The organism is Stenotrophomonas sp. (genome assembly GCF_050737075.1).
GTDB lineage: Bacteria > Pseudomonadota > Gammaproteobacteria > Xanthomonadales > Xanthomonadaceae > Stenotrophomonas.
Genome location: NZ_JBOHXV010000012.1, coordinates 31,952 through 56,461, shown reverse-complemented (window position 1 = coordinate 56,461; position 24,510 = coordinate 31,952). Strand labels below are relative to the sequence as shown.

Genomic DNA, 24,510 nt, shown 5'->3' with positions numbered 1-24,510 from the left:
TCAGCTGCGCGGACCGCGCGGCTTGAAGCCGTCACGGCGCGGCGGGCGGTCGTTGCCGCCCGGGCCGCCACGATGGCCACCCGGCGCACCCGGGCCACCCGGCTTGCCGCCACGTCCGAACTTCGGCTTGAACGGCGGGCGTGCCGACGGGGTCAGGTCTTCACCCGGCTCCACCTTGCGCATCTGAAGCTGCTGGCCCGAGACCCACACCTTCTTCAGGTGGGTGAGCAGGTCGCTCGGCATTTCGGCCGGCAGGTCCAGCACCGAGAAGTCGTCGTGGATGTCGATGCGGCCGATGAAGCGGCTTTCCAGCCCGGCTTCGTTGGCGATCGCGCCGACGATGTTGCCCGGCTTCACGCCGTGCACATGGCCCACTTCGATGCGGAAGGTTTCCATGCCCTGCTCCGGGGCACCGCGCGGGGCGATGTCGCGGCGCGGGGCGCGTTCGCCACCGTCGCTGTTGCCGAAGTCGGATTCCGGACGCGGCGGACGCGGGCCACGGTCGTCTTCACGACGCGGGCCACGCTCGAAACGCGGCTCGAAACGGGCCGGGCGTTCGCCACGGTCATTGCCACGCTCGTTGCGCTGATGCGGCGCACGCTCTTCACGTGCGCCACGCACCGGCGGGGTCAGCAGGAACGGCGAATCGCCCTGCAGCAGCTTGGCCAGTGCAGCGGCGATGTCGATCGCCGGCACGTTCTTCTCGCCTTCCAGCTTCTGCAGCAGGTCGCGGTAGAAGTCGGTGCCGCCGGCGTCCAGCGCGTCGCTGATGCGGCTCATGAACTTGGTGATGCGGGTGTCGTTGACCGCGTCCACGCTCGGCAGCTGCATCTCTTCGATCGGCTGGCGGGTGGCGCGCTCGATCGCACGCAGCATGCCCTTCTCGCGCGGGGTGGCGAACAGGATCGCGTCACCGGTGCGGCCGGCACGGCCGGTACGGCCGATGCGGTGTACGTAGCTTTCGGTGTCGTACGGGATGTCGTAGTTCAGCACGTGGCTGATGCGTTCCACGTCCAGGCCGCGCGCGGCCACGTCGGTGGCCACCAGGATGTCCAGCTTGCCTTCCTTCAGCATGCCGATGGTGCGCTCGCGCTGCGCCTGCTGCATGTCGCCGTTGATGGCGGCAGCGGCCAGGCCGCGGGCCTGCAGCTTTTCGGCCAGTTCTTCGGTGGCCGCCTTGGTACGCGAGAAGATGATCATCGCGTCGAACGGTTCCACTTCCAGGATGCGGGTCAGCGCATCGAGCTTGTGCATGCCGCTCACCCACCAGTAACGCTGGCGGATATTGGCCGACGTGGTGGTCTTGCTGACGATGGTGACTTCGGCCGGGTTCTGCAGGTAGGTCTGCGCGATGCGGCGGATCTGCGACGGCATGGTGGCCGAGAACAGCGCCACCTGGCGGGTTTCCGGCAGCTTCTTCAGCACCGCTTCGACGTCGTCGATGAAGCCCATGCGCAGCATTTCATCGGCTTCGTCGAGCACCAGCGTCTTCAGCTCGGACAGGTCCAGGGTGCCGCGCTCGAGGTGGTCGATCACGCGGCCCGGGGTGCCCACGATCACGTGCACGCCACGGCGCAGGGCCTGCAGCTGCTGGCCGTAGGGCTGGCCGCCGTAGACGGGCAGCACGCGGAAGCCCGGGATGCCCGAGGAGTAGGTCTGGAACGCCTCGGCGACCTGGATGGCCAGTTCGCGGGTCGGCGCCAGCACCAGCACCTGCGGCTTGGTCTGGTTGAAATCGAGGTTGGACAGCACCGGCAGCGCGAAGGCGGCGGTCTTGCCGGTACCGGTCTGGGCCTGGCCCAGCACGTCGCGACCTTCCAGCATGGCCGGAATGGTGGCGGCCTGGATCGGCGACGGGGTCTCATAGCCGACGGCGGCAACGGCCTTCATCACAGCGTCGGAAAGGCCGAGGTCTGCGAACAGCAGCGGCGTGGGGGATTCTTGGGACATGGGGAACTCCGAAGGCACTGCCATTCACATGGGCAGTGCGATAAAAAAAGGGATGGTCCGCGCTTTGGGCGCCCTTTCTTATCGCGTGCCCTGGCGCTGCTCGGTCTGGAGGAGAATTCACTCGCTCAGGGCGCGATGATACCGCATCGTTCCTGAACAACGTGTACAGATTCCCGCATCAATGCCGTGCTGGCGCACAATACGCGCCCTCTTCCGGCCCGGCCGCCCGCCGGCGCCCCTTCACAGGATACCCGCTCCATGCCGACCCTCGAATTTGAACTGGACCGCGACTACGTCGAGCTCAAGCAGCTGCTCAAGCTGGCCGACCTCGTCACCAGCGGCGGCGAAGCCAAGACCGTGATTGGCGACGGCCAGGTCCTGGTCGACGGCGAGGTGGAAACGCGCAAGGCTTGCAAGATCCGCGCGGGCCAGCAGGTCCAGTTCGGCGACACCGTGATCAACATCCTGGCCGATTCCGAGGCCCCGTGATGGCGGGTGTCACGACCAACGGTCGTGACCTACCCCGATGATTGCGTCAAATGGGCCGCAATCAACTGCCGGAACGGCGCCACCCCATGGGCCAGCCGCAGCCCGGCCCGGCGCAGCATGCGCGCCGGCAGGCGGTCGTCGGTGTAGAGCGTAGCGATCGCATTGGTCGCCTCATACAGCGGCCGCGAAGCCAGCCGGTGGCCACGCTCGTAAGCGGCCAGGCCCGCTGGCGCCGCGATGTCGGCGCCCCGCTCCGCCGCCCGGCGCAGCACCGCCGCCAGCCGGTCCTGGCTCTGCAGGCCCAGGTTGAACCCGTGCGCCGTGACCGGATGCATGCCCACCGCAGCATCGCCGATCAGAGCGCAGCGTTCACCCACGAAAGCATTGGCGTACACGCCGACCAGCGGGTAGGCGATGGGACGCGCGGCCGGCGTCATCGCGCCCAAACGGTGGTCGAAGAAGGCGCTGATGCTGCGGCCAAACGCGGCTTCATCCTGCGCCAGCAGCGCCTCGATCTGGCGCGGCGGCAGCGTGATCACCGCCGAGGCCTGGTCGCCGTTGAGCGGCAGCAGTGCCATCGTGCGGCCGTACCCGAACCACTCCCAGGCCGTGTGCTGGTGCGGCACCTCGATCTGCATGCGGCACACCAGCATCGACTTGCCGAAGTCACGCATGCGCGCGCCGATGCCGAGCATGCGCCGGGTCGAGGAGAACCGGCTGTCGGCCGCCACCACCAGGCGCGCATGGAAGCGCCGCCCGTCCGCCAGGATCACCTCGCTGTGCGGGCCCGCGGGCACGATGCCGCGCACGCTGGCCTGGTCCAGCACCTGCAGTCCCTCCTGGCCCTGCACGCTGTCCCACGCCGCGCGACGGATGAGATGGTTGGGTACCAGCCAGCCCAGGTCTTCGCCCGTTGCCGCAGCGGCGGCAAAGGTGAGCGCGAACGGCGAATGGCCGTCCATCACCTTGGCGTCGCGCAGCGCGGAGATCTCGGCAGGATCGAGCCGGTCCCACACCCCCAGCTTCTCCAGGATCTGGCGGGACGCATGGGTGAGTGCGATTTCGCGTCCGTCGAAGGCGGCCTCGGCCAGCGCGGCGCGCGGCTGCTGCTCGATCAGGGTCACGCTCAGGCCGCTGCCGGCCAGGGCGCGGGCGAAACACAGGCCTGCCGGCCCCGCCCCGACCACCACTACATCCACTTCCGTCGCGCTGCAGTGCTGCGCGTCTTCGTCCGTCGTGCGCCCGTCCGGCATGATCCGTTCCTGCGGTTGCTTGTCCACGGACGAGCTTACCCCCGGCAGCGGCACGCGTTCTTGATCTGGATCAGCCGCGTCGGCGGCGGTTCACGCCACGCCGTGCAGCAGCGTCCACAGCAGCAGCGCGATGCCCACCATCGACACCACCCAGACCAGGCTGCGGATATACGGAATGCCGGCGGCATACAGCGGCACGTAGACCAGCCGCGCCCAGAAATACAGCTGCACGGCCAGCGCCGTGGTGCTGTCCTGGCGCTGCGTCAGCACCACCGCCAGCACCGCCGCAGCGAAGAACGGGAATGTCTCCAGGAAGTTGGCCTGCGCACGCTGCAGGCGCCCGGCCAAGGGTCCCGGCGGCGGCGCGGCGCCGTCGCGGGCGGAGGCGTTCCAGGCCAGGCCGCGTTCGCGTGTGATGGCGCCGGCGGTGATCAGTACCTGCGCCAGGCCGAGCACGATCGCCCAGGCCAGCATCTGGATTTCGATACCCATGGAACGCTCCTCGGCAGATCAGGGGGTGGCGGCACGCACGCTGTAGCCGGCCAGGCGCCAGACGCGGTCCTCATCGAGACGGAACGAGACCAGCTCACGCACCGGCTGGGCGCTGTTGGCGAAGCGGGTGGGGAAACTGACGTTGATGTAGAGGCCTTCCGGCACCGTGGCGCCGGGGCCGTACTTCACCCGCGTCACCACCGGCTGGCCGCGCGAGGTGAGCGCGCCCAGGCGCTTGCGGTCGGCGCTCAACTGGTTGACGAAGGCCTGCTCCGTGACCGACTTGCGGGCGACGGCCGATGCGCCTTTCCAGGCCTCGGGGGCGCGGTTGGTGTCCACCAGCTGCGCCACCTGCAGGCCGGCGGCGGCCATTTCGGCATCCTGCTTCTGCAGCTGCGCCTGCTGCGCCGGACTGAGCGCAGGCCGTGCCGGTGCAGCCGGTGCAGCCGGTGCGGTCGGTGCCGGCCGCGCGGGTGCCGGCGCAGGCGTGGCCGGCGGCGGGGTCTGTGCGAGGGCGACGGCGGGAAGCAGGAGCGACAGCAGCAGCGGAACACGCATCGGGACACCGTGGGCTGAAGTGGAGTGCGCTCCAGTCTACGGGAAGCCCGTGAGTGGACCGTCAGTTGCGTTCGGCCGCCTCCGGCGTGGGCTGGTCGGCGTCGCTGGCGGTGCGTTCGGCCACGCCATCGCGCGGCGCGGTCACCGCCGGCGGCAACAGCGTGGAGACATCGATCTCCGACAGCGGGCTCTCGTCAGGACAGGTGGCGTCCGGGAAGCCGAAGCGCTGCTTGAGCGTCTGCCCGCAGCGGGTCACCGCCTCCAGTTCGCTGCCGTCGCGCTTGCACTCCTGGTCGAACGCGATCAGGAAGGCATCCTTGCGCCGCACGAACTCGTCGCCGCACTTGCGCATCTGCTTGATCCGTTCCAGGTCGTCCTGGACCGCATTGGTGCCATCCAGGCCGAACTGGCGCAGCTCGTCGCTGGTCAGCAGGCGCAGGCTGCGGTTGGGCACGGTCATCATCAGGTCGGCCACGCCCACGGCCACGCCGTTGCGCTGCAGGTAGTCCTTGACGTTGTCGTACACCTCGTGGAGTTCGCGGTTGAGCTCGGCGCGCGAGGTCGCCTTGGAGCTGATCCGCATCATGCGGTGGATGCCGACCTTGCCCGACACCAGCCGGTTGTCGCCGGCGGCCAGCACGAACACGCAGGCGCTGTGGCAGACCGAGCCTTCGCGCACCCATATGGTCCAGTTCGACTCGCCGATGCGGTCGCCGGCCACGATCGCCGCTTCGACCTGGCCGCCACTGGAGTCCAGGTCCAGGATCCGGCGCGAGATGCGCTGCGCGTCGGCGACCAGCGCCACGCGCGCGACCAGTTCGGAGAAGCCGGGGTTGATCTTGCCCACGTAGCGCACGCGCAGCAGGCCGCGTTCGGCGCACGGGGCGAGGGCGGCATCGAGGGTGGCGCGGTCCAGCGCCTCCAGCGCGGCGCCGTCGCCGCCTTCCGCGGCGTAGTCGGTGTCGCAGCTGATCCAGGCCTTGCCGTTCTCCAGCGCCATCGCCGGCCAGCCTTGCTCGCCGCGGCGCGGTGGCGGTGGCGCCGGGGGCGGCGCGTCGGCGGCGTTGATCGACACCATGTTGTTGCCGTCGACGGCCTGCGCCCGCACCGCCTTGTCGGCGGCGGTGACATTGCCGGGATTCTCCAATGCGCCGCACGCGGCCAGCCCCAGGCACAACAACGACAACCAGCACGACTTGAGCAACATGGAGTCCCAGGGTTCCCACCAGAGCGTGCGCAATGCGACACGTGAAGACACAGTCTAGTGTGACTCGAGCGGCGTGCGGGAACCGGCCCTGAACCGGGCGGACCCGGCGCTGCATTGATGTCCGAAAACGGCGAGCCACGCGCCCGGCCGGCGCATAGACTGGCCCCCATGGACACCGCCCTGCCCCTCGACCACGCCGCCTGCGAACAAGCCCGCCTGGCCCGCGATGCGCGCTTCGACGGGGTGTTCTTCACCGCCGTGCGCAGCACCGGCATCTACTGCCGCCCCGTGTGCCCGGCGCCGGCGCCGAAGCCGGCCAACGTGGACTACTACCCCACGGCAGCGGCCGCGGCGGCGGCCGGGTTCCGCCCCTGCCTGCGCTGCCGTCCCGAACTGGCCCCGGAGGCGCAGGACGCGCTGAGCGACGAAACGCTGCAGCGCGCGCTCGCGCTGATCCACGACGGCTTCCTGCAGGACGAGGCGGTGGGCGCGCTGGCCGCGCACGTCGGCCTGAGCGCCCGCCAGCTGCAGCGCCTGTTCGTCGCGCGGCTGGGCGCCGCCCCCGCGCAGATCCACGCCACCCGCCGCCTGCTGCTGGCCAAGCAGCTGCTGACCGAAACCGCGCTGCCGGTGACCGACGTGGCCATGGCGGCCGGCTACAACAGCCTGCGCCGCTTCAACGCCGCCTTCCTGGACGGCTGCGGCATGCCGCCCACCGCCATCCGCCGCCAGCGCGGCGTGCTGGCCGAGGGCGCCCTGACGCTGCGGCTCGGCTACCGGCCGCCGCTGGATTTCGAGGCGATGCTGGGCTTCCTGCGCCGCCGCTGCATTCCCGGCATCGAGCAGATCGACGGGCACAGCTACCAGCGCGTGATCGGGCCGGCCGAACGGCCGTCGATCATCCGGGTCACGGCCGATCCGCGCCGCCCGGAGCTGCTGCTGCAGCTGGGCCAGGTCGACCCGCGCGCGATCCCCGGCATCGTGCGCCGGGTGCGGCGCATCTTCGACCTGGACGCGGACCTGCGCATCGTCCACGCCACGCTGGCGCAGGAGCCGGTGCTGGCGCGCAGCATCGCAGAACGCCCCGGCCTGCGCGTGCCCGGCGGCTGGGACGGATTCGAGGTGGCGGTGCGCGCGGTGCTGGGCCAGCAGGTCAGCGTGGCGGCCGCCATCACCCTGGCGCGCCGCGCGGTCGACCGGTTCGGCACGCCGCTGGAGGGCATGCCCGAAGGCCTGGACCGCCAGTTCCCAAGTCCCGAACAGCTGGCCGACGCGCCACTGGAAGGCATCGGCCTGCCGCGCACGCGGGCGGCGACGGTGCGCGCGGTGGCGGCGGCGGTCGCCGACGGCCGCCTGGACTTCAACGCCGGGCAACGCCTGGACAGCTTCATTGAACGTTGCGTGGCGCTGCCCGGGATCGGGCCCTGGACGGCCCACTACATCGCACTGCGTGCCCTGGCCTTGCCCGACGCCTTCCCTGCCGGCGACCTGGTACTGCAGCAGGTCCTGGGCGGCGACAGCCGCCTGAGCGAACGCGCCACCGAGGCCCGCTCGCAGGCCTGGCGACCCTGGCGTGCCTACGCCGTGCTGCACCTGTGGCATCTGGCCACGTCCGCTTCGGAGTCCACCGCATGAACCTGCTCTACGACACCTTCGACAGCCCGATCGGGGCACTCACCGTGGCTGGCAACAGCCAGGGCATCCACCACATCCTGTTCGAGAACAACCGCTACGACGCCAAGGGTCGCGAGCACTGGCAGCGTGACGCCGACGCGCTGCGCGATGCGCGCACGCAGCTGCTGCAGTTCCTGCACGGCGACCGCACCGGCTTCGAACTGCCACTGGCGCCGCACGGCACGGAGTTCCAGCTGCGCGTGTGGAAGGCCCTGGCCGATATTCCATTCGGGGAAACCTGGAGTTACGTGCAGCTGGCGCGGCACATCGGCCAGCCCAGCGCGAGCCGCGCGGTCGGTGCGGCGAACGGGCGCAATCCGCTGCCGATCGTGCTGCCGTGCCACCGCGTGATCGGCAGCAGCGGTGCACTCACCGGTTTCGGTGGCGGGCTGGAAACCAAGGCGGCGTTGCTGAGCCTGGAAGCGCGCGGGCATTCGCTGTTCGCCTGACCGTGCCATTGGTTGTCTTCGCTGCGTCACTGCGGCGAACTATGATGACCGGATGATTTCCGTCCGCTTTTCGCTGGCGCTTGCCGCCGCCCTCACGCTGACCAGCTGTGCCAGCGCCCCCTCCACCTCGCCGGCCGCCGGTGTCGCGCCGACCGCGGCGGTCAGCGCACCCAAGCTGCTGCTGGTGTCGATCGACGGACTGCGCGCGGATGCGCTCGATCGTGGCATTACGCCGAACCTATCGCGCATCGCTCATGAGGGCGTACGCGCGCGGTGGATGACGCCGTCCTACCCGTCGCTGACGTTTCCCAACCACTACACGATCGTGACCGGGCTGCGCCCGAACCACCACGGCATCATCCACAACAGCATGCAGGAAGAGTCGCTCGGCCGGTTCCAGCTCAATCTGCGCGACGCGGTGACGGACTCGCGCTGGTGGGGTGGCGAACCGATCTGGGTCAGCGCGGAAAAGGCCGGCGTGCACAGTGCAACGTGGTCCTGGCCCGGCAGCGAAGCGGCCATCCAGGGCGTCCGCCCGAGCCAGTGGCGCATCTACGACGAGGCGGTCGCGCTGTCGGATCGCGTTGACACGGTGCTGGACTGGGTCGGCCAGACCGATGCGGACGCACCACGGCTGGTAACGCTGTACATGGAGCAGGTGGACAAGGCCGGCCACCACTTCGGCCCCGATTCGCCCGAGTATGCCGCCGCGATCGCACAGGCCGATGTCGCAATCGGCCGCTTGCTGGATGGCCTCACGGCCCGCGGCCTCGCCGCCAGCACCAATGTCATCGTGGTCTCCGACCACGGCATGGCGACGGTACCCGAGGGCCACGCGATCGCGGTCGAAGACATGGTCGATCCCACCCTCGCCAGCAACGTCTCGACGGGCCAGTCGATCGGTTTCGCGCCGTTGCCGGGCAAACAACAAGCGGCCGAAAAGGTCCTGCTGGGCGCGCACGCCAACTACGACTGCTGGACGCGGCAGACGCTGCCGGCGCGTTGGGAATACGGCTCCAACCCGCGCATCCCGCCGATCGTGTGCCAGATGCACGAAGGCTGGAACGCGTTCACCCGCGAGCGCCTGTCCAAGCAGGAGCCCGGCGACCGCGGCTCGCACGGCTACGACAACGCCCTGCCCTCGATGCGCGCGGTGTTCATCGCCCGCGGCCCCTCCTTCAAGCAGGGCGCCACGCTGCCAGGGTTCGACAACGTAGACGTCTACCCCCTCATGACCCGCCTGCTCGGCGTTCCCGCCGCACCGAACGACGGCAACCCCGAAACCTTGCTGCCCGCGCTGCGGTAAGGCCGCGCTGTTTCCTGCATTCCTGTGTCTGATTGCACGCAATCTGGTGGTGCCGGGCTTTGCCCGGCTTCATGCATTTGGGCGGACAGCCGGTGGCCAATGATTCCACTGGTTTGGCGGGACGGTGCCGGTTTGCGGGGGACGCCGTGAACCCATCCATGGGGGCTCAGTCGCCGCATCCATGCGGCTCATGCCCCCGCAAACCGGCCCCGACCCGCCTTTGACAGTGTGCCGTTGCCATGGGACAAGCGGTAGCGCCGGCCGTTGGCCGGCTCTCGTGGTCTCGCCAAATCACACGCGTCACCGGACGTTGCTCGGTTCACGGCAGTTGTCTTGCGACCAACCCTACCGACAGTGGGACAGTGCGCGCGGTCAATGGCGCGTGCGGTCGCCCCGCTTTTCTCTTGGCCACCAGCGCACTGTCAAAGGCGGGTCGGGGTGGGTTTGCGGGGGCATGAGCCGCATGGATGCGGCGACTGAGCCCCCATGGATGGGTTCACGGCGTCCCCCGCAAACCGGCACCGTCCCGCCAAATCAGAGAAACCGCTGGCCATCGGCTGTCCGCCCAAATTCATGAAGCCGGGCAAAGCCCGGCGCAACGTCAGCCCATGCAACCCATGCAATCCAACACGTTGATTGCAGGCAAAAAAAAACGCGGCGCAAGCGCCGCGTTTTTTCGTCAGGCTGGCTGAGAAATCAGCTGGCCTTGGCGACGGCCTTCTTGGCCACAGCCTTCTTTGCCGGGGCCTTGGCCACGGTCTTCTTGGCGACCGGCGCAGCTGCGCCCACGGCCACCTTGCTCACCACGTGCAGGCGCGAATTGCCGTAGCTGGCATTGAAACGCTTGCCCTTGGCGGTCCTGCGGTCACCCTTACCCATGTCGTCAACTCCTTAGTCTGAATTCTGATTACCCCGTACTGACACGGGTTCGGCGGGGCCGTCTTTGCAAACGCCCCCGCGCACGATCAAGAAGCCTACCACAGCGCCTCAGTGCGCACAGCTCGCGTCATGGATATGGCCGTGGTTCAGGCGCAGGTTCACCAGGTGGGCAACGCCCACCAGCACGCCGCCCAGCGTCATCACCACCGCGTGCGGCACCGGCGAATGGTGCAGCGGCGCGTACAGCAGCCCTGCCCACAGCGCTGCCAGGCCCGGCACCAGGAACCCCAGCGCGCGCAACGCGCCGTGCCGGCGGTAACCCCAGACCAGGCTGAACAGGCCCAGCAGCGTGACGAAACTGACCAGCGCCAGCTCAACCCCGTCGCCCAGCCACACCGACAGGCCCAGTGAGGGCGCCGCCGCCAGCAGCACGGGCAGCACCGCGCAATGCACCGCGCACAGCAGCGAACCGGTGGCACCGAAGCGATCCAGCAGATGACGGAGGCGGGCAAATACGGGCATGACTTCCAGCAGGGTCGTTCAATCGTTATGGAATAATATAACATCAATCCCGACGCGCACTCCCCTCCCCCCGTTCCGCCCTGGCAACACCCCGTTCCGATGGGATTCGCGCGCCCCACCATTGATATATTGTAACAATTCGACTGACGGACCTATTGCCCATGCGCTCTCCCCGCCCCCTGCTCACGCCGCACGCCCTGTCCCTGGCCCTCGCCGTGGTCCTGATTCCCTCGATGGCCCACGCCGCCGATGACGACGCCAGCCACCGCGACGGTCATCTCACCGAACTGTCCACCGTGAAGGTCACCGCCTCTCCCCTGCAGGGCGACGCCGAATCGCTCGCCCGCCCGGTCGACGTCCTGGCCGGTGAGCGCCTGGACGAACAGAAGGCCGGCACCCTGGGCGACACCGTGGCCAAACTGCCCGGCGTGCAGAGCACCTTCTTCGGCCCGGGCGTAGGCCGCCCGATCATCCGCGGCCAGGAAGGCCCGCGCGTCGCCGTGCTGTCCAACGGCATGGGCAACATGGATGCGTCCACCGTCAGCGCCGACCACGCCACCAGCATCGAACCGTTCCTGGCCGATCAGATCGAAGTCCTGAAGGGTCCGGCCACCCTGCTGTTCGGCAGCGGCGCCATCGGTGGCGCCGTCAACGTCGTCGACGGCCGCATCGCGCGCGACCTGCCCGACCGCCCCCTCAGCGGCCGTGCGGAACTGCGCGGCAACTCCGTCAATGACGAGCGCAGCGGCATGTTCCGGCTCGACGGCGTCAACGGCAACTGGGTGCTGCATGTTGATGGCCTGGTTCGCAACGGCGACGACTACCGCATTCCCGGCTACGCCGTCATCGATGGCCTGGAAGACCACAGCGGCCACGACCATGACGCGGGCGACACCGACGAACCGCGTCGTGGCACGCTCGACAACAGCTCCGTGCGCACCCGCGCCGGCGGCGTCGGCGCGACCTGGCTCGGTGAAGGCGGCTTCTTCGGCGCCTCGGCGAGTACCTACCGCACCAACTACGGTATCCCCAACGGCGCCCACGTGCATGCCGACGACGACCATGACCACGACCATGGCGATGAAGAAGAGGAAGAAGGCGAGCACGATGTCCGCATCGACATGGTGCAGAACCGCTTCGAGGCCAAGGGCGGCATCTACAACCCGGTCTCGTTCCTGAAGAACGTCAACCTGCGCACCGCCTACACCGATTACGAGCACACCGAACTCGAATCGGGTACGCCCTCCACCCGCTTCACCAACCGCGGCATCGAAGGTCGCCTGGAAGCCGTGCAGCAGCAGATCGGTGGCTGGGACGGCGCGTTCGGCCTGCAGTTCGGCAACAGCGACTTCGGTGCGAAGGGCGAAGAGGCCTTCGTGCCCAATACCGGTACGCGCAACATCGGCCTGTTCGTGCTGCAGGAAAAGCAGTTCGGCCCGTTCAAGCTGGAATTGGGCGGTCGCCACGACCAGGTCAAGCTGGACCCGACCGGTGATTACCGCGCGCGCACCTTCGATGCCACCAACCTGTCCGCCGCCGGCATCTGGAAGCTCAACGATGCGGTCGACCTGCGCTTCGGCGTGGACGGCTCCGAGCGCGCCCCGACCACCGAAGAGCTGTACGCGGCCGGTGCGCATATCGCCACCCGCTCGCTGGAGATCGGCGACGCCAACCTGCAGACCGAGCGCGGCCAGCGCGTCGAGCTGGGCATCCATACGCACAGCGACCGCCTCGACTTCTCCGCCTCGATCTACCAGACGAAGTTCAAGAACTTCATCTACCTGGCCGACACCGGCGTGGTCGAAGACCTGCCCGTGCGCCTGTGGACCCAGCAGGACGCCACGTTCAAGGGCGCCGAGGCCGAAGCCCTGGTCCACCTGTTCGAAGGCGGCAGCGGCGACTGGGATCTGCGCGTGTTCGGCGACTACGTGAAGGCCGAGCTCGATGGCAGCGGCAGCCGCAGCGTGGACATCGCGGTGCCGCATGGCGACCACGACCACAACTACACCGTGGACATCGCCAACAGCGGCTACCTGCCGCGCATCTCGCCGGCGCGCGTGGGTGCCGACCTGCGCTGGTCGCGCGATGGCTGGCGCGCCTCCGTCGGCGCAGTGCGTTACAGCAGCCAGAAGGACACCGCGCAGAACGAGGAGCCGAGCAACGGCTACACCCTGGTGGACGCGCACTTCGCCTACCGCTGGGACCGCACCGACAGCAACAGCTACGAGGTGTTCCTGGACGGCAGCAACCTGACCAACCGCGAGGCACGCCCGCACACCTCGCTGCTGCGCGATTACTCGCCGCTGCCGGGCCGTGGCGTGGCGTTTGGCATCCGCGCGTTCTTCTGATCCCCGCCGGGGTCGATCGTTTCACCTTCGGGGGCCGCAAGGCCCCCGTTTTTTTGGAGCGGCTTCACGCCTCGTTGACCAACCACAGCGGCTTCATACCGGGAACCCCTCGACGGCTTCCGGTGCGGACATTTTTGTCCGAAAATGATCCATGCCCAGTCAACGTGCCGATGCGGCCGCCCGCCGCGCCCTGATTCTCGATGCCGCCGACGCCGTGTTCGGCCAGCATGGCGTCACCGCGCCCCTGGACCTGGTGGTGGAACGCGCCCAGGTGGGCCGCGCCACCCTGTACCGGAATTTCCCCGACCGTACCGCGCTCGTCGAAGCCCTGCTCGAGCGCACCGTCGCGCGCATCCGCCGGCAGGTGGAAACCCTGGGCGACCGCGACGATGCCCTGTTTGAAGTCCTGCAGGGCATGGCCTCGCGCATCGTGCAGTCGCCCGCGCTGGCCGACTACTGGCGCGCCGTGGATCCCGACGAACCCAGCATCAAGGCCGCCCGCCAGACCATCCATGCCCTGCTCAAGGCCCCGATCCAGCGCGCGATCGACGCTGGCCTGTGCCGCGCCGACCTGCAGGTGGGCGACATCACCCTGATTTCCGGCATGCTCGGTGCCGCGCTGCGCGGCAAGACCCGCGATGAACGCGCCCGCCTGGCCACCCGCGCCCTGCAGCTGCTGCGCGAGGGCCTGCGCGGAAACGCCGACGGGGCCGGCTGATGGCCGAGTACCTCAAGCCCGTTCCCGACTGGGAGGAGCACGAAAAGCCCACCCTGCCCGGCTCGGCGTCCATGCCGTGGCATCCGCCGCATCGCCGGCTGGCCTACGCGCTGGTCGCGCTGCTGGTGGGCATCACGGGCGGGCTGGGCAATGCACTGGTCACCGCCAACCTGCCGTTCCTGCAAGGGCAACTGGGCCTCACCCCTACCCAGGGCAGCTGGCTGGTGGCCGCCTACGCGATGGTCAATGTCACCGCCAACCTGATTGCCTTCAAGTTCCGCCAGCAGTACGGCATCCGCCTGTTCGCCGAGATCGGCCTGGGCCTGTATGCCGGCCTGGCGGTGCTGCACCTGTTCGTCGGCAGCTTCGAGACCACCCTGCTGATGCGCGCGGCCAGCGGCTTTGCCGGTGCCGCCTGCAGCACGCTGGGCACCCTGTACATGCTGCAGTCGCTGCCACGGCGCTTCACCGGCAACCTGCTGGTGATCGGCGTGGGCATTTCGCAGATGGCCCTGCCGATCGCGTGGCTGGTCTCACCGGAGCTGGTCGACACCGGCCAGTGGCACAACCTGTATCTGTTCGAGGCCGGGCTGGCGCTGTGCGCGTTCGCGGCCGTGGTGGTGCTCAAGCTGCCGCCGGGCGCGCAGATCAAAGTCTTCGAGCCGATGGACTTCCTGAGCTTCGCGCTGCTCGCCCCCGCGGTGGGGCTGCTGGTGGTGGTGCTGGCCCAGGGCTATCTGCGCTGGTGGCTGGACACCCCGTGGCTGGGCTGGGCACTGATCGCCTCGATCGCGCTGGGAACCACCGGCTTCGTCGTCGAACACTACCGGCGCAACCCGCTGCTGCAGACCCGCTGGCTGGCGAGCCCGGCCACCCTGCACTTCATTGTCGGTGCGTTCCTGCTGCGCTTCCTCACCACCGAGCAGTCGTATGGCGTCATCGGCCTGATGCGCCAGCTGGGCATGGGGCCGGACCAGATGCGGCCGCTGTTCGCGGTGATCCTGGCCGGTGTGATCACCGGTATTGCCACCAGCTCGCTGACCTTCGGGCCCAAGCGCATCATCGCGCAGCTGCTGATGGCCATCCTGCTGCTGGGTACCGCGGCGCTGCTCGACCAGAGCCGCACCAGCCAGGATCGCCCGCACGACTTCTTCGTCAGCCAGTTCCTGGCCTCGATGGGCGCCGGCATGTTCATGGGCCCGTTGATCATGCTGGGCATTACCGAGGCGCTGAAGCAGGGCACCGACCACATGATCACCTTCCTGGTCACCCTCTCGATCACCCAGACCCTGGGCGGGCTGGCCGGCTCGGCGGTGCTGGGCACCTACCAACTGCATCGCGAGCAGGTCTATTCCAGCGCGCTGGTGAGCCAGCTCGATCCGTCCGACGGCGTGGTCGCGCAGCGCCTGAAACTGCAGCAGCAGCTGTACACCCCGCTGATCACCGACCCGGTGCAGCGCAGTGCCCAGGGCACCGCGCAGCTGGCCCAGATCACCCGCCGCGAGGCCAACGTGCGCGGCTTCAACGATGTGTTCTCGCTGAGCGGCCGGGTTGCACTCGGCTTCCTGTGCTGGCTGCTGCTGTTGTCGATCCGCACCGCCGTCCTCAAGCAATGGCGCAAGCGCCATCCGCGCGCGCCCGCCGTTCCCCCCGTCACGCCCGCCGGCGTCACGCCCCGATGAGTCCCGACATGCCCACTACCCCGCCGCGCGACGACGCCCCCGACGACGTCAACCCCGCTCCGCCCACCGACGCCGCGCCGGCGCCGACTGCCGCGCCCGCCGCTGCGGCGGCCGCGCCCAGCGGGGTGCCGAAGTACCTCAAGCCCAGCACGCGTGCCGTGGTGATCATGATCGCCATCGCCCTGATCGGCATCGCGCTGATCCTGCGTGCCTGGGCGCTGTGGCCGTTCAACAGCAGCTGGGTGAGCACCGACAACGCGTACGTGCGCGGGCAGATCACCGTGCTGGCGCCGCAGGTCAACGGCTACGTGACCGAGGTGCTGGTCAAGGACTTCCAGCACGTGAAACAGGGCGCGCCGCTGGTGCGTATCGACGACCGCATCTACAAGGAAAAGGTCGCGCAGGCGCAGGCCAACCTGGACAGCGCCATCGCCTCGCTGGCCAACTCCGATCAGGCGCAGGCGCAGAACCGCGCCCAGATCGCCGCCGCGCAGGCCACGCTGTCGGCCGGGAAGTCCGAACTGTCGCGTTCGCAGGGGGAACTGAAGCGCTACGAGGAACTGGCCGCACAGCAACTGGTGGCCATCAACGACCGCGACAAGTTCCGCGCGAGCACACAGGCGGCGCAGTCCTCGGTGCTGGAGTCGCAGGCGCAGATCCGCATCGCGGAAGAGACGCTTACCTCCACCCAGGTCGCGCGCAAGAGCCTGGAGGCAGGCGTGGAAACCGCCAAGGCGGCGCTGGAGCTGGCGCGCATCGACCTGGCCAACACGGTCATCCATGCCCCGCGCGACGGCCAGGTCAGCGAGGCCTCGGTGCGGCTGGGCCAGTACGTCACCGCCGGCTCGCAGCTGCTGTTCCTGGTGCCGGACACGCTGTGGGTAGTGGCCAATTTCAAGGAAGGCCAGACCTGGCGCATGCGCATCGGCCAACCGGCCTCGTTCGCGGTGGATGCCTTCGACGGTGAACGCCTCACGGGCCACATCGAGCAGATCGCCCCGGCCACCGGTTCGGAGTTCAGCGTGCTGCGCCCCGACAATGCCAGCGGCAACTTCACCAAGGTGGTGCAACGGCTGCCGGTGCGGATCGCGATCGATCCGGATCAGGAACTGGCGCCGCGGCTGCGCCCCGGCATGTCGGTGGTGGTACGGGTGGATACCGCCGCGCGGTAACTTACCCCGCGCAGCGGGCGCACAACCCGTGCACTTCCAGCGTCTGCGCCTGCGGCTGGAAACCCAGTTCCTTGGCGCGCTTCTCGAGCTGGCTGACGATCTCGCGGTCTTCCAGCTCCACGGCGCTGTGGCAGCTGTTGCAGATCAGGAACGGCACCGAATGCTGCGCGCTGCTCGGATGGTGGCAGGCCACGAAGGCGTTCACCGATTCGAGCTTGTGCACAAAACCGTTCGCCATCAGGAAGTCCAGCGCGCGGTACACCGTGGGCGGTGCATCGGCGCCCACGCCCTTGCCGTTGCGTACCCACTCGAGCAGCTCGTACGCCTTGACCGGCTTGCCGGCCTCGGCGATCAGGCGCAGTACGTTGGCGCGGATCGGCGTCAGCCGCAGTCCGCGTTCCGTGCACACCCGTTCGACCACCTTCACGAAGTCGGAGGCGTCGTGAACATGGTGGTGCGGGGCGGTACAAGCGGCTTTAGCGGACATGCGCGGTCTCCAGGGGTCAGGCCGACGGTACCTTAGTGAGTGCGACATCGATGCGTTTCAAGGCCTCTTCACGCCCGGCCAGGTACACGGTCTGCGAAATATCCGGGCTCACCTGGGTGCCGGTGATCGCCACGCGCAGCGGCTGCGCCACCTTGCCCATCCCGATTTCCAAGGCCGCGGCGACATCGTGAAGCGCGGCCGACACGCTTTCCACGGTCCAGACGCTGGCCGCCGCCAGCAGCTCGCGGGCCTTGCCCAGCGCCAGTTCCGCGCCGGGCTTGAAGTGCTTGGCCACGGCGGCCTCGTCGTATTCAACCAGCGGCTGGTACCAGACCACCGCCTTTTCGGCCATTTCCTTCAGCGTCTGCACGCGGTCGCGCAGGGCCACCACCACGTCGGCGGGCGCCGGGCCTGCGGCCAGGTCCAGGCCCAGCTTGTTCAGCTGGTAGACCAGGTGCGGCGCGATGCCGGCCGGGTCTTCGGTCTTCAGGAAGTGCTGGTTCACCCAGCCCAGCTTCGCCATATCCAGCCGCGAGGCCTTGGAATTGCAGTGGGTGACGTCGAACAGGTCGATCAGCTCCTGCCGGCTGAACAGCTCCTGGTCGCCGTGCGACCAGCCCAGGCGGGCCAGGTAGCTCAGCAGCGCGTCGGGCAGGTAGCCGGCGTCCTTGTACTGCATCACATCGGCCGCGCCGGTGCGCTTGGAGAGCTTGGCGCCCTGCTCGTCCAGGATCATCGGCATGTGGCCGAACTTCGGCACCGGCGCGCCGATGCCCTCGTACAGGTTGATCTGGCGCGGGGTGTTGTTGATGTGGTCGTCGCCGCGGATGACCTCGGAGATCTTCATGTCCCAATCGTCCACCACCACCGCGAAGTTGTAGGTGGGGAAGCCGTCCGGGCGGAAGATCACCATGTCGTCCAGCTCGCTGTTGGCGATTTCGATGCGGCCCTTGATCAGGTCGTCGAACACCACCGTGCCCTCGAGCGGGTTCTTGAAGCGGATGACGCGGTTGGGATCGTCACGGTACGGCAGGCCCTGCTCGCGCGCGGCGCCGTTGTAACGCGGCTTTTCCTGCTTGGCCATGGCGGCCTCACGCATCGCGTCGAGCTCCTCGCGGGTCTCGTAGGCGTAGTAGGCCTTGCCGTCGGCGATCAGCTGTTCGGCCACTTCCTTGTAACGGGCCACGCGCTGGGTCTGGTAGAACGGACCCTCGTCGTAGCCCAGCCCCAGCCAGTCCATCGCCTCCAGGATGGCGTCGATCGCGCCCTGGGTGCTGCGCTCGCGGTCGGTGTCCTCGATGCGCAGCACGAACTCGCCGCCACGATGGCTCGCCTCCAGCCAGCAGTACAGCGCGGTGCGGGCACCGCCGATGTGCAGGTAGCCGGTCGGGCTGGGGGCAAAGCGGGTGCGGCAGGTCATGGAAGGCTCGGAGCGGGAAACGGGAATGGGGCAATTTTACCTGCCCCGGCGTCGATGGTGGCCGCCGGTGCGTTCATGGACTGGAAATCCGGTACAGGAGCTGGTTCCAGCGGCGCTGCACGGCCTGCTGGCGCAGCACGTCGGTGCCGACCTGGCGCAGCCCGAACTGCACCTCGCCGCGTTCCGACACGGGGTAGGCGCCGTAGAGGTCGCCCAGGCTCAACGGCCGCGTGGCGGCAGAACCCGGTATCTGGGTGACCGGGCGCAGCTCGAAGTATGCCGGCAGCCAGCGCTCGAACTCGGCGAAACTGGTGAACTCGACCAGGCCGAAGTTGGGGTCGTAGAGGCTGTAGGTGCGGCGACCGTTGCTGGCGACCTTCACCGCACAGGCCATGCTGTGGGACGCGCCGGACAGGACGAACTGGCTGCTCTCGCCCACCCCGCCCAGCAACTGCGCCAGTTCGGCGGCGTCGACCCGCTCGGAGGCCGACAACGCGTAGCGCGGCAGCGCCGCCCCCTGCGCATCGAGCGCCATCTCGCGCACGGTCGTGGCAAGCGTGGAACCCGGGCGGCTGATGGCCGCGCGCAGATTGCGCACCAGCTGCACCTGCGCGTCCTCGCCGAGTGCCACCGCCATGATCCGCGACAGGCCGGTACACACGCCGGCGCCACCGACCGGGAGGTCCTCGAACAGCAGCCCCTGCGACACCGGCATGAAACCGCCGCCCGCGCGATGCACCAGCTTGTCGATGCTGAAGCTGAGCCGGGCGTACCAGCCGTTGCGCTGCAGCGCTTCGAGCCGCGCGATGATCTCGGACATCGCCCCCTTCTGCACCATGTCCAGCCCGCCCTCGAGGAACTGGCGCTTCAGGTCCGCCACCGACATCTCGCCATTGGAGAGCCGCACCCGGCGCCAGTTCACCATGCCCCACCTGAAGTCCGCGGTGGCCGCATCCGTGGCGCCCTCGCGGACCTTGGCCAGGTGGGCGTTCAGCGCGCCACGGTAGCTGCTTTCGATGGACACGCTGCGGGAGACCTCCGGCGCGCGACCACCGCCGCGCAGCCCCACGTCCGGATTCACTTCCCAGGCCCCTTCCGCGTTGAGCCGGACCGGCTGCTCGTAGTGCAGCCCCGCAGCGGGTTGACGCAGCCGCCAGGTATGCGCGGCATCGTCGAAGAACACCTCGTAGGTGTGCTCGGCCTGGCGGATGTACTGCTTTCCCGCGTAGTGGTAGACGCCGTTCTCCGCCGGCCGCACGCCGTCGATGCGCCCCGGCAGCGCGTAGCGCTCGGCCATTCCCCGCAGCGGGTCCACCGCGGCGTCGTCGATCACCACCTGCGCGGTCCATTCCACGCGCGCACCATCGGCCGCCGCCAGGTTGACCAGGCGCGATACCGCGAGCGGGGCCAGCCCGATCGCCGCGCCGGCGACCGAACGCGCACCGGCGCTGCGTTCGGCCTCGGTGCGGCCGTCGATGGCCTGCTCCGCGCCCAACCCCAGCTCGGCCACCGTGCCCACGGCCACCACCGGCAGCAGCGGCGGCAGCACGACGCTGGCCAGCCCCGCCACGACGTTGAAGCGCTGCATGCGCGCCAGCCAGTGGTGCCGGAACGACTGCCAGTTGGACGTCATCAGCACCCGGGCATCGCTTTCGGTACGCGCCTGCAGCCGCGTCACCAGCGCCGACACCAACCGGTTGCCCTCGATCGGCCGCGATGTCCCCTCCACCGGAAACTGCTCGCCATGGGCCAGCCCCAACACGCTCTGCACGCCGCTGTAGAACCAGCCATCCTGCAGGTCGGCAAGGTCGAAGGCAGGCTCGATCCAGGCGCAGCCCGCATCGGTGGCCGTCTGGCCGCGCAACCAGGTGACCATCTCCTGCGGATGGGCGAACTCGTAGAAGCGGTTCTGCTCGTTGGGGTAGTAGAGAATGGTCTCCGGCCCCTGCGTGTCCTGGATCTGGAGGATGGTGGAGGCGATGCCGTACACCTCCAGCCATCCGGCACGGATGCCCGGCCCCATCGCGGGATCATCGCCATGGCCGCCGGTTGCATTGACCGTATCGCCCCCCGCCATCAGCGCAAGTTGCAGACCCCGGTCGGAGAGCGAGCCGTCGCCGTACTGCTGCCAGGCCGAGAACAGGTAGGAGCCGCGCACCGCGTGCTCCACCTCGCGGCGCTGCTGCGTCCAGAAGTCCGCCAGCGCGGCCAGGTACGTGCCCTGCAGGTCCAGTTCGCGGGCGATGGTAAGAAACTGGTCCGGACCGATCTCGGTGGCCTCGGTCTTCTGGTCATACACCTCCTGCTCTGCGGCGAGATACAGGCCACAGGATTCCAGCATGCCATCGCCCTCCGGAAAGCCTTCGGCCTTGCTGAGCGCGCACTCCACCAGCGATTGCGCGCCGGTGCGCTGGGCGGCGTTGTGTACCCAGCCACTGCGCGCCTCGTTGCTGCGCGTGCCGCCTGAGAAGGTGACGATGGAGTAGCGGCTGCTGTCGAAGGCCACGCCATGGCGGGCGAGAACGGCATCGTCGAGCGCCTTCTCGACGAACCGGGGCAGCAACGGGTATTCGCGCTCCAGCAGGCTGCGCGACGCGTTGAGGTCATACAGCGCGCGCACGCCGTCGAAATCGATGTTGCGCAACGCCGCGCCCGTGCCGTTGCCGGCGCCGACATCCGCCAGCCAGTGCACCGGCGTGGCGGCGGCGACCTGCGCCGCGGCCTTCAGGATCGGCAATGCCACCGCAGTGGGCTGCCGCGACATCTGCTGGTCCAGCGCATTGAAGTCGCGCCGGGCCACGGCGGCCGGGCCGCGCAGCAGGTGCTGCAACTGCTGCTGCCGTAGATCCAGCTCCTGCTGGAACAAGCGCTCCATGAAGTCGCCGCGCAGCGGCGCCGCGGTGCTCACCGCCGCAGTCCGGTTCTGCTGCCAGTGGTGATGGTGCTGCATGGCCACCCAGCGCTCCAGGCGTCGCGGCAGCTCCACTTCCAGCTGGGCGAGTGCCTCGTCCATCGACTCAAACTCCTCCACGGCCGGCGTGCGCGAGGTACTGACGACCACGGTGGCGCCGCCGCCTTCGATCACGTCGGCAAGCAGCAGCACCCCGTGCAGGGGCTGCGCCGGACCGCCCGCAGGCGTGGCCTGCAGCGAATACGCATGCAGCACCTTGCCGGGCAGCTTCAGCGCGCGCCCGTTCTCCGGTGCGCGATCATCGAACTGGGCCGGATGCAGCAGCATCGTGCTGACCAGCCAGGCCCCCGCCGGGCTCAGCCGGCCGCCGGCAATCATCAAAATGCTTGCGCCAATCAGCCGCATGGTGGTGCCCCGGCAGAACAGCGACCGGTCATGATCGCGCCCGGTGTCGTTGGCGCCCGCCACGTAACGACCATGCAGGTGGGCGAACTCCTCGATGAACCTGCGCCCGGCAATCGCGGCGTTGAACTGCGCCAATGTGGGACGCTGGCATTCCTGGTTGGGGAAGTAGCTGCTCTGCCCACTGCGGAAGTACAGCGCGGTGCGGTCGCTGTCGCGTTCCGGCGGCAGCACGGCCGCCTCCACCAGGGTGTAGGAACTGGTCAGCCCGCTGCGCACGCGCTGGCCAGGCCTGGCCCGCGGCCGGTTGCCGGGCTGTTCCCGCAACGAAGGTGGCCGAGGGTGCGAGGATTCCCAGCGCTCCCAGACCTCGCTGCGCTGGAAGGTGTTGCGGTAAATCTGGCGCGGATCCACGCGCTCGCCCAGCGTGGCATTGAACGTGGCCGACAGCATCGCCGCGATGTGGTCGTCCAGATGCGGCAGCCCTGCGAGCGCCTGCGCCAGGACCACCTCCGAATCGGCCAACTCGTTCAGCGCCTCCACCATGGCCTCGCGGGCGTCCAGCGGTGCGTCGAGGCTGTTTCCCCAGAAGCTGATCATGCCCGACGCCTCCGCGTCGGGAAGCCCATCGCCCGGCTGGAAGTGGATGGCACCGGGGACGTTCACCGCAGGCTGGTTCTGCTTGGCCGCCTCGATCAGGCGCCGGCTCACGTCGGCAAGGCGCGCCTCGTCGGCCACCTCCTGTTTGACCCGGGCCGCCGGCGCTGCGACGGGATTCAGGTCATGGGCGTTGCGCCGCGCGCGGATGTGCCGGTCGGCAGCGGCGTGTGGGGCGACAGACGCGTTGGCATCCCGCGCGGCCAGCAACCGGTCGGCCACGCCGTTGGCCAGCAGCAGCGCCTCGACCTCGGCCACCAGGTCGTCGCTGCCTGTGGCGTCGTCTGCGGCCTGTACCCGCGAGCGGATGTCATTCCAGACCGTGTCGCGTCCCTGCACGTCCATGACATGGTCGAGCAGGGTTACCAGCGCATCGGTCGTGGCGTGCGACTCGACGTCGCGCGCGCCGTCGCCTTCCGGACCATTGGGGAACGCCCAGGACCAGCCCAGCCGCATCAGGGACACACCGCTGACCAATGCACCGGCGGCGACGCCCAACAGCGCCCCGTCACTGCAGCGTCCCGCCGACGCGGCAACCGGCAAGGGGGCGTCACGCCAGGCATCGTCGCGAACGGGTACGGCGGCGCTGGCGGTCGCGGCCCTCTGTGCCTGTGCCTGTGGCCCGGTGCCGGCGGGCGTCAGCGTCGCGTCAGGGCGTGTGGGCTGCGCCCCCGCTGTACGCGCGCCCAGCCATCCCAGCCAGTGCGTTGCGGCCTCCAGCGTAGCCAGGACCACCGCGGCACGCCCGCCTGCCTGCTGCTGGGTTGCGGCAGGATCCAGCGCTGCGCGGCTGGCGATGTCCAGCAGGCGATGGCCGAGCCGGGAGCCGTCCGAGCCCGCAACCGCCAGCAGCGGGCTGCCCTGCCCGTTGCGCCCCGGGCACTCCAGCTCTGCCAGCGCGTACAGGACGTGCCCGCGTTGAGTGTCGCTGACCGCAGGCCGATGGTCCGCGTCGACCCGATCGAACAGCTCCGCCAGCACATGACGGGGATCCACAAGGCCGTCCTCGCGCGCGGCCCGCGCCACCTCCTGCGTCACCGCTGCCGGGTCGTGCAGCAGAGGTGCCACACCGCGCAAGGCGGTACGCAACCATTCCTCGGCTGCGACCGGGTCGGCATCCGTGCCGGGCGCGTGCAGTGTGCGCGCAATCACGCGGCAATCGGCCACACCGCGCGCGCGCTGTTCGGACAACAGCGCCAGCCACATCGCACTGGGCAGGTCGAACGGCCGGTACAACGCATCGCGGATCGCCTGCAGCGTGCGCGAGCTCCACGCGACTTCTGCGCTCAAGGACGCGCGCAACGGCAGGCATGCCACTTCCCAGCCGGCCCGCGAGCAGATCAGCAGGGAGGCAACGGTCTGCTGCCATGCGTCGCGCTCGGCGCTATCCAGTCCGGGCGGCAGCAGCGTCGCCAGTCCGTCGTTGACCAGCCCTTCGGCCATCGGCGCAGCCAGTGCCGTGTGCGCGAACCTTCCCTGCAGCGCCATGAGAAAGGGCCCGTCCACCGGACCCTCTGCCAGTGCACGCGCCAGGGCGTCGAGTTCACTCTGCGGAACATGGGACAGCTGCAGCACGCGTGCCGGCGCCGGCTTCAGGGCATTGTCCACCGACTGTGGCACGCTGCGAGCGGCGCTCGAGGTTGTTGTACGGGGGGGCGCCGCGCTGCCCGCGGCAGCACGCGGAGGAGACGGTGACAACGGGGGAATCGGAGACATGGGGGCGTCGCACGTAAGGGGGGGGCGAAGCGTAGCCAGCGCCGCCTGCGAACATCTGTGCGGTGCGTGCAGCATCAGAATTCTCGTACCCCGTAACGCGCTGCATGCGTCAGGCCCAGAGCGTTGACGTCCTCCTATCATTTGCGCCGCGAATCAAGAATGCTGGCTCCGATTGATGCGACAGCCAGCACCATGCAGCGCGCCAACCGGACCGCATG

18 protein-coding genes are annotated in these 24,510 nt (G+C 69.0%); 8 read left to right on the top strand and 10 right to left on the bottom strand.

Features of this window, described 5'->3' with window-relative positions; all coding sequences use genetic code 11:
• Complete coding sequence (locus tag ACREPD_RS04550) at positions 1-1,950, bottom strand: DEAD/DEAH box helicase (protein ID WP_431598197.1); 1,950 nt, start codon at positions 1,948-1,950, stop codon at positions 1-3.
• A gap of 258 nt (positions 1,951-2,208) precedes the next feature.
• Here ACREPD_RS04550 and ACREPD_RS04545 point away from each other — a divergent pair, with 258 nt between their 5' ends.
• Complete coding sequence (locus ACREPD_RS04545; protein ID WP_431598196.1) at positions 2,209-2,439, top strand: RNA-binding S4 domain-containing protein; 231 nt, start codon at positions 2,209-2,211, stop codon at positions 2,437-2,439.
• A gap of 29 nt (positions 2,440-2,468) precedes the next feature.
• Here ACREPD_RS04545 and ubiM read toward each other — a convergent pair whose 3' ends face one another.
• The 4 genes from ubiM to ACREPD_RS04525 all read right to left on the bottom strand — a co-directional run bounded on the left by ubiM (position 2,469) and on the right by ACREPD_RS04525 (position 5,946).
• Entirely contained in the window at positions 2,469-3,692 is a 1,224-nt protein-coding gene (ubiM, locus tag ACREPD_RS04540; protein ID WP_431598195.1) for a 5-demethoxyubiquinol-8 5-hydroxylase UbiM, read from the bottom strand.
• Between the two features lie 90 nt (positions 3,693-3,782).
• A complete protein-coding gene (locus ACREPD_RS04535) occupies positions 3,783-4,184 on the bottom strand; it encodes an MAPEG family protein (protein WP_431598194.1) in 402 nt (133 codons plus the stop codon).
• Between the two features lie 18 nt (positions 4,185-4,202).
• Positions 4,203-4,742, bottom strand: a complete 540-nt coding sequence (locus tag ACREPD_RS04530; protein ID WP_431598193.1) for a DUF4019 domain-containing protein — start codon at positions 4,740-4,742, stop codon at positions 4,203-4,205.
• A 61-nt stretch (positions 4,743-4,803) separates the two neighbouring features.
• Positions 4,804-5,946, bottom strand: a complete 1,143-nt coding sequence (locus ACREPD_RS04525) for a hypothetical protein (RefSeq protein WP_431598211.1) — start codon at positions 5,944-5,946, stop codon at positions 4,804-4,806.
• 171 nt (positions 5,947-6,117) lie between these two features.
• On the opposite strand from ACREPD_RS04525, the gene ACREPD_RS04520 reads away from it, so the two are divergent.
• From ACREPD_RS04520 to ACREPD_RS04510, 3 genes are read left to right on the top strand one after another with little or no spacing between them, the layout of a single operon-like run.
• On the top strand, positions 6,118-7,584 hold the full coding sequence (locus ACREPD_RS04520; protein ID WP_431598192.1) for an AlkA N-terminal domain-containing protein: 1,467 nt from the start codon (positions 6,118-6,120) through the stop codon (positions 7,582-7,584).
• Entirely contained in the window at positions 7,581-8,072 is a 492-nt protein-coding gene (locus ACREPD_RS04515) for a methylated-DNA--[protein]-cysteine S-methyltransferase (protein ID WP_431598191.1), read from the top strand. The genes ACREPD_RS04520 and ACREPD_RS04515 overlap by 4 nt, the downstream gene beginning before the upstream one ends.
• Before the next feature lie 52 nt (positions 8,073-8,124).
• Positions 8,125-9,378: an ectonucleotide pyrophosphatase/phosphodiesterase gene (locus ACREPD_RS04510; protein WP_431598190.1), complete on the top strand. Its 1,254-nt coding sequence runs from the start codon at positions 8,125-8,127 to the stop codon at positions 9,376-9,378.
• A gap of 696 nt (positions 9,379-10,074) precedes the next feature.
• Here ACREPD_RS04510 and ACREPD_RS04505 read toward each other — a convergent pair.
• Positions 10,075-10,257, bottom strand: coding sequence for a 30S ribosomal protein THX (locus ACREPD_RS04505; RefSeq protein WP_421568960.1), 183 nt, complete (start codon positions 10,255-10,257; stop codon positions 10,075-10,077).
• Positions 10,258-10,365: 108 nt separating this feature from the next.
• Positions 10,366-10,779 (bottom strand): MerC domain-containing protein, encoded by a 414-nt coding sequence (locus tag ACREPD_RS04500; protein ID WP_431598189.1) that lies wholly within the window; start codon positions 10,777-10,779, stop codon positions 10,366-10,368.
• A gap of 161 nt (positions 10,780-10,940) precedes the next feature.
• Between ACREPD_RS04500 and ACREPD_RS04495 the strand changes: the two genes are divergently transcribed.
• From ACREPD_RS04495 to ACREPD_RS04480, 4 genes are all read left to right on the top strand, one after another.
• Complete coding sequence (locus ACREPD_RS04495) at positions 10,941-13,127, top strand: TonB-dependent receptor (RefSeq protein ID WP_431598188.1); 2,187 nt, start codon at positions 10,941-10,943, stop codon at positions 13,125-13,127.
• Positions 13,128-13,278: 151 nt separating this feature from the next.
• Complete coding sequence (locus ACREPD_RS04490) at positions 13,279-13,845, top strand: TetR/AcrR family transcriptional regulator (protein WP_431598187.1); 567 nt, start codon at positions 13,279-13,281, stop codon at positions 13,843-13,845.
• Positions 13,842-15,527, top strand: coding sequence for an MFS transporter (locus ACREPD_RS04485; RefSeq protein ID WP_431598210.1), 1,686 nt, complete (start codon positions 13,842-13,844; stop codon positions 15,525-15,527). Before ACREPD_RS04490 ends, ACREPD_RS04485 begins: the two co-directional genes overlap by 4 nt.
• 8 nt (positions 15,528-15,535) lie before the next feature.
• Positions 15,536-16,699, top strand: coding sequence for an HlyD family secretion protein (locus tag ACREPD_RS04480; RefSeq protein ID WP_431598186.1), 1,164 nt, complete (start codon positions 15,536-15,538; stop codon positions 16,697-16,699).
• A gap of 1 nt (position 16,700) precedes the next feature.
• Here ACREPD_RS04480 and ACREPD_RS04475 read toward each other — a convergent pair whose 3' ends face one another.
• From ACREPD_RS04475 to ACREPD_RS04465, 3 genes are all read right to left on the bottom strand, one after another.
• Positions 16,701-17,186, bottom strand: coding sequence for a Fur family transcriptional regulator (locus tag ACREPD_RS04475; protein WP_313348694.1), 486 nt, complete (start codon positions 17,184-17,186; stop codon positions 16,701-16,703).
• Positions 17,187-17,202: 16 nt separating this feature from the next.
• Complete coding sequence (gene gltX, locus ACREPD_RS04470) at positions 17,203-18,606, bottom strand: glutamate--tRNA ligase (RefSeq protein ID WP_431598185.1); 1,404 nt, start codon at positions 18,604-18,606, stop codon at positions 17,203-17,205.
• 73 nt (positions 18,607-18,679) lie between these two features.
• On the bottom strand, positions 18,680-24,184 hold the full coding sequence (locus tag ACREPD_RS04465) for a dermonecrotic toxin domain-containing protein (RefSeq protein WP_431598184.1): 5,505 nt from the start codon (positions 24,182-24,184) through the stop codon (positions 18,680-18,682).
• Between the last annotated feature and the right edge of the window lie 326 nt (positions 24,185-24,510).